This is a genomic window from Youngiibacter multivorans (assembly GCF_017873395.1).
In the GTDB taxonomy this organism is placed as follows: domain Bacteria; phylum Bacillota; class Clostridia; order Clostridiales; family Clostridiaceae; genus Youngiibacter; species Youngiibacter multivorans.
Map to the genome: position 1 here is coordinate 1 of NZ_JAGGKC010000045.1, position 15,425 is coordinate 15,425.

Annotated in this window: 15 protein-coding genes, 1 tRNA gene and 2 rRNA genes; 16 read left to right on the forward strand and 2 right to left on the reverse strand. The window is 43.3% G+C overall.

From position 1 onward, the window contains the following. From rrf to J2Z34_RS16700, 3 genes are all read left to right on the forward strand, one after another. Window positions 1-97: ribosomal RNA gene (rrf, locus tag J2Z34_RS16690) — 5S ribosomal RNA — on the forward strand; the annotation flags it as partial. A 34-nt stretch (window positions 98-131) separates the two neighbouring features. Continuing rightward, a tRNA-Asn gene (locus J2Z34_RS16695) sits at window positions 132-206 on the forward strand. Window positions 207-408: 202 nt separating this feature from the next. Continuing rightward, window positions 409-1,263 carry an alpha/beta hydrolase gene (locus J2Z34_RS16700; protein WP_209461008.1) on the forward strand — a complete coding sequence of 285 codons (855 nt, stop codon included), beginning with the start codon at window positions 409-411 and terminating at the stop codon, window positions 1,261-1,263. A 57-nt stretch (window positions 1,264-1,320) separates the two neighbouring features. Here the strand turns inward: J2Z34_RS16700 and map are convergent, their stop codons facing one another. Further along, window positions 1,321-2,118, reverse strand: a complete 798-nt coding sequence (gene map, locus J2Z34_RS16705; RefSeq protein WP_245250890.1) for a type I methionyl aminopeptidase — start codon at window positions 2,116-2,118, stop codon at window positions 1,321-1,323. Window positions 2,119-2,321: 203 nt separating this feature from the next. On the opposite strand from map, the gene fusA reads away from it, so the two are divergent. Beyond that, window positions 2,322-4,412: an elongation factor G gene (gene fusA, locus J2Z34_RS16710; RefSeq protein ID WP_209461021.1), complete on the forward strand. Its 2,091-nt coding sequence runs from the start codon at window positions 2,322-2,324 to the stop codon at window positions 4,410-4,412. 89 nt (window positions 4,413-4,501) lie between these two features. On the opposite strand, the gene J2Z34_RS16715 is transcribed toward fusA, so the two are convergent. Further along, complete coding sequence (locus tag J2Z34_RS16715; protein ID WP_209461009.1) at window positions 4,502-5,470, reverse strand: AEC family transporter; 969 nt, start codon at window positions 5,468-5,470, stop codon at window positions 4,502-4,504. Between the two features lie 284 nt (window positions 5,471-5,754). On the opposite strand from J2Z34_RS16715, the gene J2Z34_RS16720 reads away from it, so the two are divergent. From J2Z34_RS16720 to J2Z34_RS16775, 12 genes are all read left to right on the forward strand, one after another. Further along, complete coding sequence (locus J2Z34_RS16720) at window positions 5,755-6,711, forward strand: ROK family protein (RefSeq protein WP_209461010.1); 957 nt, start codon at window positions 5,755-5,757, stop codon at window positions 6,709-6,711. Between the two features lie 56 nt (window positions 6,712-6,767). Further along, window positions 6,768-7,088 carry a YciI family protein gene (locus J2Z34_RS16725; RefSeq protein ID WP_209461011.1) on the forward strand — a complete coding sequence of 107 codons (321 nt, stop codon included), beginning with the start codon at window positions 6,768-6,770 and terminating at the stop codon, window positions 7,086-7,088. 75 nt (window positions 7,089-7,163) lie between these two features. Continuing rightward, window positions 7,164-7,772: a histidine phosphatase family protein gene (locus tag J2Z34_RS16730; protein ID WP_209461012.1), complete on the forward strand. Its 609-nt coding sequence runs from the start codon at window positions 7,164-7,166 to the stop codon at window positions 7,770-7,772. Between the two features lie 12 nt (window positions 7,773-7,784). Next, window positions 7,785-9,035, forward strand: coding sequence for a competence/damage-inducible protein A (locus J2Z34_RS16735; protein WP_209461013.1), 1,251 nt, complete (start codon window positions 7,785-7,787; stop codon window positions 9,033-9,035). 125 nt (window positions 9,036-9,160) lie between these two features. Next, window positions 9,161-10,717, forward strand: coding sequence for an ABC-F family ATP-binding cassette domain-containing protein (locus J2Z34_RS16740; RefSeq protein WP_209461014.1), 1,557 nt, complete (start codon window positions 9,161-9,163; stop codon window positions 10,715-10,717). 66 nt (window positions 10,718-10,783) lie between these two features. Next, a complete protein-coding gene (locus tag J2Z34_RS16745; protein WP_342453223.1) occupies window positions 10,784-11,260 on the forward strand; it encodes a YdeI/OmpD-associated family protein in 477 nt (158 codons plus the stop codon). A 19-nt stretch (window positions 11,261-11,279) separates the two neighbouring features. Continuing rightward, window positions 11,280-11,873 (forward strand): carboxypeptidase-like regulatory domain-containing protein, encoded by a 594-nt coding sequence (locus J2Z34_RS16750; protein WP_209461015.1) that lies wholly within the window; start codon window positions 11,280-11,282, stop codon window positions 11,871-11,873. Further along, window positions 11,858-12,412, forward strand: coding sequence for a GNAT family N-acetyltransferase (locus J2Z34_RS16755; protein ID WP_209461016.1), 555 nt, complete (start codon window positions 11,858-11,860; stop codon window positions 12,410-12,412). The genes J2Z34_RS16750 and J2Z34_RS16755 overlap by 16 nt, the downstream gene beginning before the upstream one ends. Beyond that, complete coding sequence (locus tag J2Z34_RS16760) at window positions 12,409-12,873, forward strand: pyridoxamine 5'-phosphate oxidase family protein (protein ID WP_209461017.1); 465 nt, start codon at window positions 12,409-12,411, stop codon at window positions 12,871-12,873. Before J2Z34_RS16755 ends, J2Z34_RS16760 begins: the two co-directional genes overlap by 4 nt. Window positions 12,874-13,002: 129 nt before the next feature. Further along, entirely contained in the window at window positions 13,003-13,347 is a 345-nt protein-coding gene (locus J2Z34_RS16765) for an FMN-binding protein (protein WP_209461018.1), read from the forward strand. Between the two features lie 111 nt (window positions 13,348-13,458). Then, complete coding sequence (locus tag J2Z34_RS16770; protein WP_209461019.1) at window positions 13,459-14,823, forward strand: MATE family efflux transporter; 1,365 nt, start codon at window positions 13,459-13,461, stop codon at window positions 14,821-14,823. Between the two features lie 525 nt (window positions 14,824-15,348). After that, window positions 15,349-15,425: ribosomal RNA gene (locus tag J2Z34_RS16775) — 16S ribosomal RNA — on the forward strand; the annotation flags it as partial.

The window sequence follows — 15,425 nt, forward strand, 5'->3', positions numbered from 1 at the left end:
GGTTACACCCGTTCCCATTCCGAACACGACGGTTAAGCCTCAAGGTGCCAATGATACTGCAGGGGAAGCTCTGTGGGAAAGTAGGTCGTCGCCAGATTTATCTTTTTAAAAAAAGATATAAAAATGGATATTCCGCGATAGCTCAATGGTGGAGCACTCGGCTGTTAACCGATAGGTTGGAGGTTCGAGCCCTCTTCGCGGAGCCATTTTTATTTTGCGGACAATTTTTTAAACCGGCAGAGTTGCCGGTTTTTTTGTCGTAAAAATCAAGTGTAGTCGCTTTGTAATTTAAAGTATGGCATATGTGGTATAATTCATTATATTGGATGATATTATAATGGAGATGAGATTTTGGATAAGAAGCCATACGTCCTTTTTATGAATGAAAGTCCATCAATTCTTACCAGGATGATAAGTAAAGCAAGAATATCCCTTAATTTGGGTGATACTGACAAACTGAGAAAGCTGACTGAAGAAAAACTGAAGGTTAAGGTTCCTGAGGGAGTATCAATTGAGGATGTTATCATTGGCGATATGTCCTGCATGCTTTCAATACCAAGGGGAGCATCACAGGATGAATGTATAATGTATCTGCACGGTGGAGGTTATACGTTCGGTGGTGGCGCTTATATGAGAAGGAATGGAATAAATTTTGCAGATGAATTCGGAGTAAGGACCTTGTCTGTCGAATATCGTCTTGCTCCAGAGAATAAGTTTCCGGCAGCTCTTGATGATGCGCTGAACGCATACGAATATCTGCTTGAGAGATATTCACCTTCAAAGATTGTAGTAATTGGAGATTCAGCCGGAGGAGGGCTTGCGTTCTCACTGGTACACAAGCTGAAACAGATTGGAAAACCTCTGCCCAAGGCAATTGTTGCCTTTTCTCCATGGACTGACCTAATGTCAAGGGGAGAAAGCCACATTACGAACAGGAGCAAAGATTTGATTTTCAGCCGGAAAATGGATTTTGCTCCACAATACGCTTCTCCTGATGAATATGAGAATCCCCTTGTGTCACCGATATATGGAACCTTCAACGGGTTTCCTCCAATTCTAATAATCGTCGGGGGAGACGAAATATTGCTTTCAGACTCACTTGATCTTGCAGAGAAGGCACACAAGGAAGGTGTGAATGTTGAGGTTCAGGTCTGGAATAGGATGTTCCATGTTTTTCCAGTCTTTGGGAAGTCGGTTCCAGAAGCAGCTAGAGCACTGCGTTATGTGACACATTTCATCGACAGGCATATGACAGGTTCGTGACAATATAAGAGAGAGATACCTTAGTGGCATCTCTCTTATTTTGCTTCGAATTCAACATTATTTCTCATCAGGACTATAGAAGTCGGATAATTCTCCCAGAGTAAGTATTAACGGCTTACCCTCGGTGACTACCACGGTATGCTCGAACTGGACCACTTGGTGCTGGTTTGGTGTCTTAAGCGTCCATCCGTCAGCATATTCCTCAACATAGTCGTCTCCTTCGGAAATGAAGGTTTCAATAGCTAGAACATGGCCTTTCTTAAGGATTATGGATCCGCGTTTTTCGTTATAGTTGAATATGTTCTCAGGATCCTCATGAAGGCTTCTGCCGACTCCGTGACCAGTAAGGTTCCTGATTACGTTGAATCCGCTCTTCCTAGCCTCATCATAGATTACTCTTCCAAGATTATTAGTCCTCGTGCCTACAACTGCCTTCTCGATCGATTTGTAGAGGGCTGCCTTTGAAACTTCTACAAGCTTCGCCTGCTTGTATTTTGCCGGGGGGATCACTAAGGTCATACCTGTATCAGCATAGTAGCCGTCAAGGGAGGCGGATACGTCGATGTTAATTGAATCTCCAGGATTTAGCTTATACTCTGATGGGATGCCATGGGCTACCACATCATTCACACTTATACAGTTGAAACCAGGGAAATCATACTCGCTTTTTGGTGCTGAAACAGCGCCATTGTCCTCTAACACCTTCTTGCCTATCTCATCAAGTTCAAGTGTTGTTATTCCAACCTTGACAGCTTTGGCCATTTCATCTCTTGCGATGGCAACGATCCGTCCTATTCTTCTTAGACCCTCAAGGTCCTTCTCGTTCTCAATAATCAAATCAGTCAACTCCTTCAACAATATAATTATAAACCATGATAAGCTGCAGCAATAAAAAATATTGCTTAAATCGTAATAAAAGCAGGTAAAATAACTGAAAATAGGCCAAAGTATAAACTAAAGATAGAAAATACTCTGAAAATTTGATATGCTAATGTGGTAGGTTAAAGGTTTACATTTAACTTCGAGGCTAGACACAAGAAGGAGGAAATGATATGCACATCAAAGAGTACAGTATCAAAAATTTACGAAACGTCGGACTAATCGGCCACAGCGGCACTGGAAAGACAACTCTCGCTGAGGCTCTTCTCTACTACACCAAGTCCATCGACAGGCTGGGAAAAGTTGAGGATGGAACAACTACAACGGATTTTGATCCTGAAGAGAAGAAGAGGCAGATATCACTCCAGGCTTCTGTGGCTCCTTTCGCATACCAGGAAACTAAGATCAACCTGGTTGACATACCGGGTTATTTTGACTTCATGGGAGAAGGCATCCAGGGAATGAGAGCGGTAGACATAGCTACAATAGTAGTATCCGCAGCTTCAGGAATCGAAGTAGGCACGGATAAATCATGGGCATACGTCAACAAGATCAAATTGCCAAGAGCGTTCTACATCAACAAGCTGGACAGGGAGAACACTGAATTTGATAAGGTATTTGACAGCCTGAAGGAAAAGTACGGCATGTCAGTAGTACCTATACAATACCCAATAGGCACTGCAGAGAATTTCCGCGGTGTTATAAACGTAATCTCAAACAGGGCCAGGATACATGATCCTGTTACATTTGAAATGATGGAGCAGCCAGTTCCTGAAGAATATGAGGATAAGGTTGCAGAGCTTAAGGAAATGATAGTCGAATCAGTCGCTCAGACTGACGAGGTTTTACTTGATAAATTTATAGGCGGAGAAGAGCTGACCAAGGAAGAGATATACAACGCACTTATAAAGGGCTGCGTAAGTGGAGACATAGCGCCTGTTATGTGCGGAAGCGCAACGAAGGTCATAGGAATGACGACTCTCCTTGAAGACATTCTGGAGTGTTTCCCTACCCCTGAGTATGCAATACCTCAAAAGGCAGTAGACCTTTCAAACAACGAAGAGGTGTTTATCGGGCTGACCGAAGACAAGCCATTTTCAGCGCTTGTATTCAAGACTATTGCAGATCCGTTCGTTGGAAAAATATCGCTTTTCAGGGTAATAACCGGAAACGTAAAGCCGGATCAGGTCGTTGTGAATACAAACAGCGACAAGCAGGAAAAGCTGTCGAACCTGTTCTTCCTCAGAGGAAAGCAGCAGTTCCAGACAACTAAGGTCATCGCAGGCGACATTGGAGCTGTATCGAAACTGCAGTACACAAAGACGGGAGATTCCCTCTGTGATCCTAAATTCAAGGTAGTATACGACAAATTCAATTTCCCTGAGCCTGTAATGACAATGTCTGTAATACCAAAGTCAAAGGGAGATGAAGAAAAGATATCATCAGGCCTTTCAAGGCTTCTGGATGAAGATCCAACATTCACTGTAAAGAGAGATACTGAAAATGCGGAGACCCTTATTTCCGGACTCGGAGAGACGCACATTGAAATACTTGCATCCAAACTCAAAAACAAGTTTGGTGCAGATGTAAGACTTGAGCTTCCAAAGGTTGCATACAGGGAGACAATCAAGAAGATGTCGGATGTCCAGGGAAAGCATAAAAAGCAGTCCGGAGGACACGGTCAGTACGGAGACGTAGTTATAAAGTTTGAACCAAGAACTGACGGAGAAGTTGACCTGCAATTCGTAGACGCGGTAGTTGGAGGCGTTGTGCCGAGAAACTTCATACCTGCTGTTGAGAAGGGTTTGAGGGATTCGATAAAGGAAGGCGTACTTGCTGGATACCCGGTAATCAAGCTTAAGGCAACACTTCATGATGGCTCATTCCATCCGGTTGACTCATCTGAAATGGCGTTCAAGGTTGCTGCCAACCTGGCATTCAAAAAGGGCATGGAAATGGCATCACCGATTCTTCTTGAGCCTATCATGAGAGTCGAAGTGACAGTTCCGGATGAATATATGGGAGATGTCATAGGAGATATCAACAAGAAGAGAGGCAAGATACTTGGAATGGAGCCGGTTGATGGACTTCAGAAGGTAATGGCCGAGGTACCTCAGGGTGAAATGTTCAAATATTCAACTGACCTTAGATCCATGACACAGGCAAGAGGAGAATTCAGGATGGAATTCGCAAGGTACGAAGAAGTGCCTGCTGCAGAAGTTCCAAAGATAGTCGAAAAGGCAAAGGCCGCAAAAGAGGCCAAGGAATAAAAATGAAGGGAGTGAGGATCTCTTGATTCCCACTCCCTTTAATTGGAAATTTGTATATGTATGGCCATATATAATACTAGTACTAAAGCTTAATATCCAAAGACTTGTATTAGCAAGGTCATGATGATGAGACTCAGGATTATGGATATGGAGTTTATGGCACCGGACTTTTCTACATCAGCATTACATCGCAGTGTGCTTATTACATTGACTCCGGAAACAGGAGAGAACAGAAGTATTATGAGTATCTGCCTCACTTCAAGGCTGAAGATCGGGATGCTATATAGAATTATCGATGCTAGTGCAGACACTGAGTATCGTATGAGGAGGATCTTGAATACATCACCAAGCTGCCTTAAGTTTTTTGGGATTTCAAAGACAATTCCAATCATGAACATCGACAGGAAAGCATTTGCTCTGCCGATATTGCCCGCAACCTCGTAAATGAACCATGGCAGCCTGATATTCATGAAATAAAGCAGCATCATTACGACATAAATGTCAAAAGGGACTGATGAAGTGACTTTCCTTATGAATTCAGCAATCTCGAATTTTGCATTGCTTACAAACCTCGACGCGATGGCGTAGGTAACACCTGTTGTCATTATTGCATTACCTGTGTCGAAAAGAACTGCTACTACAATACCCATTGGTCCGATGAAGTTTTGGAGATACGGCATGGCAAACGTTCCTATGTTGTATCCCGAATAGTTTATTATTCCGAACGACTTCTCCGTATTTGATTTTCTCAGTGCTGAAAGGTATCCGATACCGATGAAAAGAAGGTTCATGAATATTCCGAAGAGAACAAGCACTGCAAGAGACATCTGTCTGTTGTAATTTGCAAAGCTTGATATGACTGCTGCAGGCAGTGTAACCATGAGAATGATGTTTGAAAGAATCTTTACGGCTTCTCTGCCGAAAATTCCAGCCCTTTTCATGACATAACCGATTATGATCATCAGCACATAGCTGCCGGCTTTAACGAGTATTTCTAACATTATGACATACCATCCCTTATCTTTTGTGTTGAAGTCAGCCTGATAGCTGATTTCCATATTTCCAGTCAAAATTGCTCATGTGATAAATGATACACATAGCATATTGCAATGTCAAAGAATGCGCGAAACGTTTCGAGTGTTTTACAAAATCTGGTACCAATATGGAATTTCGGGCCAGCACACAGACTGTAGTTTATAAGGCATAATTTGCTTAAAGACTACGTATAACCCTCTGCATCTCTTATGATATAATTATATGGAATAACTAATAGACAGTATTTTCCTACCATAAATTTATGAAGGAGTTGAGAGTGGGTGACCTGCCCTGGAAGCCCCGTATTATGAAGAAATACGTTATTGGAGTAGATCTTGGAGGAACAAAGATTACGACTGCAATCAGCAGCCTGACTGGCGACATAATTGAGAAGACTACGCTGGCAACGGGCTCGTCTCTTGGTGAGGAAGTAGTTCTCGGCAGGCTCATGGACTCAATTTCAATGGTTCTGGAAGCATCCCAGATAAAGGAAGAAGAAGTAAGGGCAATCGGAATAGGTTCGCCTGGACCTCTTGATTCAAAGAGGGGTGTGATCATCACAACTCCGAATCTCCCCTTTAAGAATTTTGACATTGTAACTCCGATAAAGAACAGATTTGGTATACCTGTATACCTTGACAATGATGCCAATGTGGCAGCTCTCGGGGAATACACCTTTGGTGCAGGTAAAGGTGCACAAAACATCGTATACATGACCGTTTCGACAGGAGTTGGCGGTGGTGCTGTCCTCAATGGAAGGCCATACAGAGGAAATACAAGCAATGCTCTTGAGATAGGTCATATGACAATCGAGCCTTCAAGCAAGCATCGCTGCAATTGCGGGAACTACGGCGACGTCGAAGCTCTGTCATCCGGCACGGCCATAGCAAAAAGGGCCAGGGAAGCTGTTGAAGCAGGGATAGAGACATCATTGTCAGGCATTGAAAATATAACGAGCTATGAAGTCTACCAGGCGTATCTTGAAGGTGACAAGGTTGCCATGGAGATACTGGATACAGCATTTGATTATCTCGGTATAGCTGTAGCGAACCTTATTCTTGCATTTGATCCTGAGATAATTGTAATAGGTGGAGGGGTATCGAAGATTGGCAAGCTGTTCTTCGATAAAATCAAGGAAAGCGCATCCAAAAGGTGCTTCAGCTTCATGGTGGAAGCTACAAGGATTCTCCCATCCGAACTTGGCCAGGATACCGGAGTTGTCGGAGCTATAGCTCTCGGCCTGATTGAGAGCGAGGAAAAGTAAAATAATTGGAATTTTAGCCGGACATGATGAATGTCCGGTTTTTTGGAGAGTGGAAAATGAACGAAAAGAAAGAATATATTTACGTGCTTAAGCTGTGTGACCGTCTCTCGAATGGTGGTGCCTGGACAGTTGAGGATGAGAAGGCTGTTGATGACCATTTTGAAAGACTTAAAACCATGAAATCGGAAGGCAGCCTTATCTTAGCGGGAAGGACACAGACAGGAAATGATGCTACCTTCGGCATAGTGATATTCGAAGCATTAAATGACGAAGAGGCGGACTTTATTATGAAAACTGATCCTGCAGTAGCCAGAGGTGTCATGATAAGTGAGCTTTTCCCGTACAAGGTCGCACTTATGAGAGGTATGAAGGACTAATCATTTTTGGAGTCCTGAGCGGAGCTCTATGGTAGAATATACCTAGGAATAATTTACAAAGTCGGTGATAATTTGTTGAATCTATACATTACGAGGCATGGTGAAACAATCTGGAATAAGGAAGGCAGGCTTCAGGGATGGAAGAATTCCCCCTTGACTGAAAAAGGAGTCATGCAGGGAAAAATGCTGAAGAAGGCTGTCAGGGAATATGGGATAAAAAGGATATATTCAAGCCCATCAGAGAGAGCAGCACTTACGGCGCAATTTGCCAGCGAGGGACTGGATATACCGGTAATCTTCATGGATGAGCTGAAGGAAATGAATATGGGAGATTGGGAAGGAAGAACCCTTGAGGAGATTCAGAATGAAGAGACAGAGAACTTTGAGAATTACTGGACCGATCCGTTCAAGTTCAAAAAGAATTCTGGCGAAGACTTCAGCGATATCCTTAATAGGGCCAAAAAGGCAATAGACAGGATAATATCAGAAAACAAGGATTCGAATGTCCTTGTCGTAACCCATGGTGTAACGCTCAAAGCTCTGATGAGTTTTTTTGCTGAGGGCGGCTTCATCGAGTACTGGAAGACACCGGTAGTTAAGCAGACGAGCATAAGCCTGGTAAAAATTGATGACAATAATACTGGAAAGATAGTGATGTATGGAGATACATCGCATCATATTTAAGAGGGGTACATCATGAAAGCGGAGATACTGTCAGTCGGAACCGAGATATTGCTCGGGGATATAGTAAACACAAATTCCCACTATCTGTCGAAGGAGCTGGCCTTATTAGGAATTTCAGTACACAGACAGACAACAGTCGGAGACAATGAGGACCGCCTGCTGGATGCAATTCGGTCAGCACTGAAGGATTGTGACATCATATTTGCAACAGGAGGATTGGGGCCTACAACTGACGACATCACAAAGGAGACAGCTGCCAAGGCGATGGGTAAGGACCTGTACATCCATGAGCCAAGCCTTCAAAGGATCAAAGGATATTTCAGGGACAGTGCAAGGGCAATGACTGCAGGCAATGAGAAGCAGGCTCTCTTCCCCAAGGATGCATACATCCTTGAAAATGACAATGGTACAGCTCCAGGATGCGTAATGACCAATGAGAAAGGACAGTCCATTGTTGTGCTTCCGGGGCCTCCAAAAGAGATGATTCCAATGTTCGAGGAAAAGGTAAAGCCTTATCTCGAGAAGTACCTTGACTCGACTATAATATCTAAGGCACTTAAGGTAATCGGACTCGGTGAGTGGGATATGGCATCGAGGGTCAGGGATATCATCACTGGGAATGAAAATCCTACAGTAGCACCATATGCCAAGGACTTTGAGTCACTGCTCAGGATTACTGCGAAGGCTGAAAATGAATCTGCCTGCAGAGCGCTTATTGATCCTGTGGTAGCTGAGATAAAAGCCAGGATAGGAGAATATATCTACGGTGAGGATGACGACACCATAGAAAAGGTCGTCGGTGAGCTGCTTATAAGGAACAAACTGAAATTTGCCTGTGCAGAATCAGTTACCGGCGGAATGATAGCAAGCAGGATGCTTGGCTATGAGGGTGGTATGTCCAAGGTATTCGATGAGGCATTTGTTACTTACAGCAATGAATCCAAGACCAGATACCTCGGTGTTGATGAAGTCATACTGAAGCGCCACGGCGCAGTCAGCGAGGAGACATGCCATGCTATGGCCAAGGGACTTCTTGAAAATACAGGCGCTCAGGTGGGGCTTGTAACTACAGGAATAGCAGGACCTGATGGCGGATCACCCGAAAAGCCTGTAGGACTTGTTTATATCGGAGTCAACATTAAGGGAACTATAACTGTTTTCAGGCATGTATTTTCAGGTGGTGACAGGAACAGGATAAGAAGCAGGGCTACAGTCTCTGCTCTCGGACATCTCAGGACTGAGCTGGCAAAAGAACTGAATTGAAGTTGAACAACATCCATGGAAATCAGCCTTGATTTCCATGGATGTTCAATTTTCGATAATATTTTCCTTATGGAGATTTATCTGATATAATATCAGGGATTATTTGAAAAAAAGAGGTAGAATACTTGAGTATATTGACAGTAAAGAACATAAGCCACGGCTTTGGCGACAGGGCAATTTTCGAGGATGTCAGCTTCAGGCTCCTAAAAGGGGAGCATGTAGGCCTGATTGGGGCAAACGGTGAAGGAAAGTCGACATTCATGAACATAATAACGAACAAGCTGATGCCGGATGAGGGTACCATAGAATGGTCGAGCCGGGTCAGGGTCGGGTATCTCGACCAGCACAGCTCGCTCGAAAGAGGAATGTCCATAAGGGATGTTCTGCGTTCAGCGTTCTCTTATCTCTATGATATGGAGAAAGAGATCATGGAAATCGGTGAAAAGATGGGAACCGCAACAGAGGATGAGCTATACAAGCTGATGGATGACATGGGCACTCTTCAGGATACGCTGGACCATAATGGTTTCTATGTTATAGATGCCAAGGTAGAAGAGGTAGCGAGAGGTCTGGGACTTAGGGATGTCGGTCTGGACAGGGAGGTCAATGAGCTTTCTGGAGGTCAGAGGAGCAAGGTTCTTTTGGGTAAACTGCTTCTGGAGTCTCCTGATATCCTTCTTCTGGACGAGCCTACAAATTATCTCGATGAGGAGCACATTGACTGGCTGAAGAGGTTTCTGCTTGATTACGAGAATGCGTTCATTCTAATCTCACATGACATACCATTCCTCAACAGTGTAGTTAACCTCATTTACCACGTGGAGAACAAGTCACTTACGAGATATGTCGGAGACTATGATGACTTCATGGCGGTTTATGAGGCTAAAAAGAAGCAGGTGGAATCTGCCTATGAAAGGCAGCAGCAGGAAATTGACAGGCTTGAGGACTTCATAGCAAGAAACAAGGCAAGGGTAGCTACCTCCAATATGGCTAAATCAAGACAGAAGAAGCTGGACAAGATGGAGAAGATTGAGCTTGTGGCTGAAAAGCCAAAACCATCGTTTGATTTCAAGGAGTCAAGGATATCAAGCAAGCTTGTATTCAAGACTTATGACCTTATTATAGGATACGATGAGCCTTTGACAAAGCCAATCAATGTTTATCTTGAAAGAGGACAGAAGATTGCCCTGACAGGAGCCAATGGACTTGGAAAGACTACACTCCTGAAGAGCTTGCTTGGTATAATACCCGCCTACAAGGGGGAAATCGAGCTTGGGGATAATCTTGAGATAGGCTACTTCCAGCAGGAAAGCAAAGATGGCCAATACCATACCTGCATAGAGGATTTCTGGGAAACGTTCCCTGGTTACAACCAGTATGAGGTGAGGACTGCATTGGCTAAGTGCGGTCTAACTACAAAGCATATCGAGTCAAAGATTATGGTTCTTTCTGGTGGAGAGCAGGCGAAGGTCAGGCTGGCGAAGGTAATAAACAGGGAATCAAATATACTCGTTCTGGACGAGCCTACAAACCATCTTGACGTAGATGCTAAGGAAGAGCTGAAGAGAGCTCTCAAGGCTTACAAGGGCACCATACTACTTGTATCCCATGAGAGGGAGTTCTATGAAGACATCGTGACAGATGTCTGGAATTGTGAAGAGTGGACAAGGAAAATATTCTAACATTAACCGCAGCTGTGACTGCGGTTTTTCCATTATGGCGCATCTATGCACCTATGGAGTATAATTGTGCCAAAGAGAAAAATGAATGGAGTTGGTCTGATGCTGGAATTTGATGCAATAATTGTGGATTCAGGAAAAGGTGGAGCTTATGTAGAGGTTCCATTCGATATCGAAAAGGAATTCGGGAGCAAAAGGATTAAGGCAGATGTCAGGTTTGACGGTGTGGAATACAGAGGCTCCATAATGAAGATGGGCACAGAGTGTTATATACTTGGGATAACCAAGGATATTCAGTCGAGGATAGGTAAAACTATCGGCGATAACGTGAGTGTAAGATTCAAGAAGGATGAGGAGGAACGGACGGTAGCTGTTCCGGACGATGTAAGGGCATCACTTGAGTCCGAGGCTCTGACAGCAAAATTTGAGGTAAAATCCTATACCTTCCGTAAGAAGCACATCACAGGAATAGAAGAGGCAAAGGCCCAGGAGACCAGGACGAAAAGGATACAGAAGCTCATTGAGGAGCTGAAATTACAAAAATAACTATGGGAGGGTGACAGTAATGAAAAAAATCCATGGTAAGGTAATGGATAACCACGGGAAACCGCTGCAAGGTGCTGAAGTGCTGTTTCTCGACAGGGCTCAGAACATAATTGCCACTGGTTACAGTGACAATGACGGATATTATTTTCTTCAGACTGATGAAAAGACTAACGGGTCCATACTTTGCACACATAACTATGGAGTCACTAGTCTCGGCTTTTCCTTCTATAATGTAACCACAGACAAAGCGCGAGATCTGGATATAAAGATTGGAGAGATTGAATTCCTTGATTTCAAGAAGTTCCTTGACAGGGAAAAGCAGGTTTTAAGGATTTCCTTCAGGCCTGTATCATTAAAGGCCCTAAAAGACAAAATTGAATGCATAAGTCCTGACAGATTCACGACTGAGATTGAAATGCTCCTTGACGGAAAGAAACAGAAATGTCAGGAGCTGGAAGTAGAGAAAGAGATTAAGGATGACAAATGCACAGACAGATACAATCTGATACTGGAATTGCCAAAGGGCTATGATCCAAGGACTGAGAACCTCCTCGAGATCGTAATGCATAACAAGAAGACAGGTGAGAAAGGGACAGTATGGGTAGTGGCCTGAGTAATAATGAATTTGTTGAAACTGAAAGGCTTGTCCTTCGTCAGCTTGAAAAGCGAGACAGTCTGGATATGCTTGTACTGAAGAGCAATAAGAAGACTGCAGAACATACGGACAATGAAGCATATACTTCGATAGGTCAGGCTGAGACCTTCATAGATTACATCATCGGCGGGTCACAAGCTGGCAGATGGCTGTATTTTGTCATTGAAGCAAAGGAAACCCGGGAGTTCATAGGAACCATAACCCTGTGGAATTTCAATGATAACAAGACAGTCGCTGAAGTAGGTTACGAGATGCTTGAAAGGTTCGAGGGTCATGGTTACATGTCTGAAGCACTTAGGACGGTTCTTGAGATCGGGTTTGAAGAACTTGGCCTAGTAAGAATTGAAGCTTTCACATCGAAAGAGAATCTGCAATCAATAAGGCTCCTTGAGAAAAATGGCTTTAAAAAGGAAAAGGATGTGCTTGATGATGTTTCCAGAATGCCGACCAGATTTGTTATAATGTCACTGACTAGTGACGAGAGGAGTGACTTTTGAGAAGAACAGACAGGGAAATGGATTTAAGTGCGGCTGAAAAGGCGCTTGAAAAGGGCTCATTTGGTGTATTGTCGGTTATGGGAACTGATGGATTTCCATATGGCATACCAGTCAATTATGTTGTAAAGGATGGCTTCATATACATACATTGTGCAAAGGAGGGAAAGAAGCTTAGCGATATAGCATCTTATCCCAGGGTATCCTTCACTGTGGTTACCCGCTCAGACATACTATGCGATAAATTCAGCACTGACTACGAATCTGTAGTGGTGTTTGGGGAAGCCGTCGAATATATCGGAGAAGACAAAGGCAGTATCCTCTTCGAGTTCATAAGGAAATATTCAAGGGAATATCTCGATGAAGGAAGTCTGTACGTTGAAAAAATGAAAAATTTCACATCTCTTATTTGTGTTTCCATAGATAGGTTGACCGGAAAACGCAGAAAAGGAAAATCAGAGTAAAAAACTCTGATATGATATTGCGTTGTGTTCGTAAATCAAGTACAATAAAAAATGTCATTTTCATACCCAAGATAGACATATTTCAGACATCAAGGCTGAGATGCAAGTCACCGGGTTTAGGAGGTTAAAATGAAAAAGTCAATTAAGGTTATTGCTTCGGCTCTGCTTGCAGCAGCTGTTTTTGTAGGATGCTCCTCAAAGCCAGCTTTTAAGGACGGTACATACGAGGGTGAAGCACAGGGATTCAAGGCGCCAATCAAGGTTTCTGTTGTAGTAAAGGCCGGCAAGGTTTCAGATGTTACTGTTCTTGAGAACGGTGATACTGCAGAGCTTTTCGGAAAGGCTTCAGAAGCGATTATAAAGGAAGTCAAAGATGAAAATTCAGCTGATGCCCTGACGACAGTATCAGGTGCAACTTATTCTTCAAAGGGTCTTATCGATGCTATAAAGGCTGCACTTGAGAAGGCAAAGTAATTGAATTGTTGGGGATTCCGGAGTTTTATCCGGGATCCACTTTTTTTGCGATTTATTTACGGATATGCTATATTTTGCATGTAGTTCATTTATATTTTGATGAGGTATTTAATGGAAAAGAAGATCGATCTTACTAAAGGAGACATCCTAATAACTTTGACAAAGCTTGCCATTCCAATCATGGGCACTTCGTTCATGCAGATGGCGTATAATCTTACAGATATGTTCTGGGTAGGAAGATCAGGTAGTGATGCTGTAGCAGCAGTAGGAACTGCAGGTTTTTTCATGTGGTTCGGATTTTCTCTGATACTGATTTCCAAGTCTGGCGCTGAGGTGTTTGTAGCGCAGTATCTTGGACGGAAGGATGAGGACGGTGCAAAAGAACATGCGGTCTCAGCGATACAACTGAATCTTTTCATAGCGGCTATCTACGGCTTGCTCATAATCATCTTCAGGAATCAGCTCATATCCTTTTTCCGACTTGGAGACCAAAATGTCATAGATATGGCTGTGGGATATCTCCTGGTGATTGGCTGTGGAATATTCTTCAATTTTATGAATCCGGTATTTACCGGAATATTCAATGGAGCCGGGCTTAGCAAGGTGCCCTTTCGATTTAACTTTGCAGGGCTTGTAGCAAACATGATTCTTGATCCACTCCTTATATATGGAGTGGGGCCATTTCCCGCTCTGGGAGTCAGGGGAGCTGCTATAGCGACGGTTGCAGCTCAAATGTTAGTGACGACACTATTCATAGTTCATATAAGGACCAGAAAGGAAACCTATTTTCGTCTTAACATCTTTAGAAAGCCTTCTATCCAGCACATAAGGAAAATAATCAGGCTTGGGCTTCCGGTATCTCTTCAGAATGGGTTCTTTGCAATGATAGCTATGGTTGTCGCAAGGATAATAGCCGTATATGGACCTGAAGCGATTGCAGTACAGAAGGTCGGTTCTCAGATAGAATCACTTTCCTGGATGACCGCCGGTGGATTTTCAACCGCTCTCAGCGCATTCGTTGGCCAGAACTACGGAGCCAAGGAATATGAGAGAATTGTAAAAGGCTATAGGTCAGGAGTCCTGGCAGTGTCAGGTCTTGGATTCTTATCTATGATAATGCTCATGGTTTTTCCCAAGCAGCTGTTTGGCATATTCATCCAAGAACCTGAAATCATACGGATGGGCGCATCATACCTTTGGATATTGGGGCTTTCGCAGGTCTTCATGTCAATAGAGATCTCCAATCAGGGTGCCTTCAATGGTCTGGGCAAAACAAAGATCCCTTCATATGTAGGTATTTTCTTCAATGCTCTGAGAATACCTGGAGCCTATTTCCTTTCAACATATACAGCGCTAGGTTTGAATGGAGTGTGGTGGACAATCTCAATAAGCAGCGTATTCAAGGGTCTTGTACTGTTGGCTTTGTTCTATAGAATGGTCCTTAAACCATACAGGGCTTCGGGAACGATAATATAGGGCGTACAATGGGTTGATAGCTTAACCTCAATATCGTCGAAATGGCTATAAATGAACGCTCCCTTAATGGGAGCGTTTGCTGTTTCTGGTCTAAAATTAAAGGTTTACATTAAGAATATGTTAACTGGAAGTTACAGGAAATCAAAGATTTGATGTCCAAAATACATGTTGTTGGCGTACACTAACCCTAGCGTATCAATAAACGTAAACAAGAGAAAAATCGAGTAAATTGAAGCAAAATACCATTATTTTGCTTCAGGTTGGGTTATCGGCAAAACCGTGTCTATTAAAGCGTGTTAATATGTACAAGTTGCCTGATTCAAGGCGCTTCAAGCCTCCGAATCCGTTGACATTGCATTATGGCTGGGCCATAATAAAGGAAGTCACCCTACAAGTGACGTAGCTCTTTGAAAATTAAACAGAAATAGGTAATAAGACCAGAGTAAATTTTTTTGAGTCACCTCCATATTGGTTGGAGGAAGACGCTTCGAGTAGGAAACGAAAGAAGCAGCCAAGGCAAACTTTTAATTTGAGAGTTTGATCCTGGCTCAGGACGAACGCTGGCGGCGTGCCTAACACATGCAAGTCGAGCGGGGAGAAGA

Bases quoted from the DNA above. Each gene is read 5' to 3' on its own strand.
- J2Z34_RS16700 (WP_209461008.1), top strand. From the start codon at position 409: ATGATAAGTAAAGCAAGAATATCCCTTAATTTGGGTGATACTGACAAA.
- J2Z34_RS16715 (WP_209461009.1), bottom strand. From the start codon at position 5,470: ATGGAAATCAGCTATCAGGCTGACTTCAACACAAAAGATAAGGGATGG.
- J2Z34_RS16720 (WP_209461010.1), top strand. From the start codon at position 5,755: ATGAAGAAATACGTTATTGGAGTAGATCTTGGAGGAACAAAGATTACG.
- J2Z34_RS16725 (WP_209461011.1), top strand. From the start codon at position 6,768: ATGAACGAAAAGAAAGAATATATTTACGTGCTTAAGCTGTGTGACCGT.
- J2Z34_RS16735 (WP_209461013.1), top strand. From the start codon at position 7,785: ATGAAAGCGGAGATACTGTCAGTCGGAACCGAGATATTGCTCGGGGAT.
- J2Z34_RS16750 (WP_209461015.1), top strand. From the start codon at position 11,280: ATGAAAAAAATCCATGGTAAGGTAATGGATAACCACGGGAAACCGCTG.
- J2Z34_RS16755 (WP_209461016.1), top strand. From the start codon at position 11,858: ATGGGTAGTGGCCTGAGTAATAATGAATTTGTTGAAACTGAAAGGCTT.
- J2Z34_RS16765 (WP_209461018.1), top strand. From the start codon at position 13,003: ATGAAAAAGTCAATTAAGGTTATTGCTTCGGCTCTGCTTGCAGCAGCT.
- J2Z34_RS16770 (WP_209461019.1), top strand. From the start codon at position 13,459: ATGGAAAAGAAGATCGATCTTACTAAAGGAGACATCCTAATAACTTTG.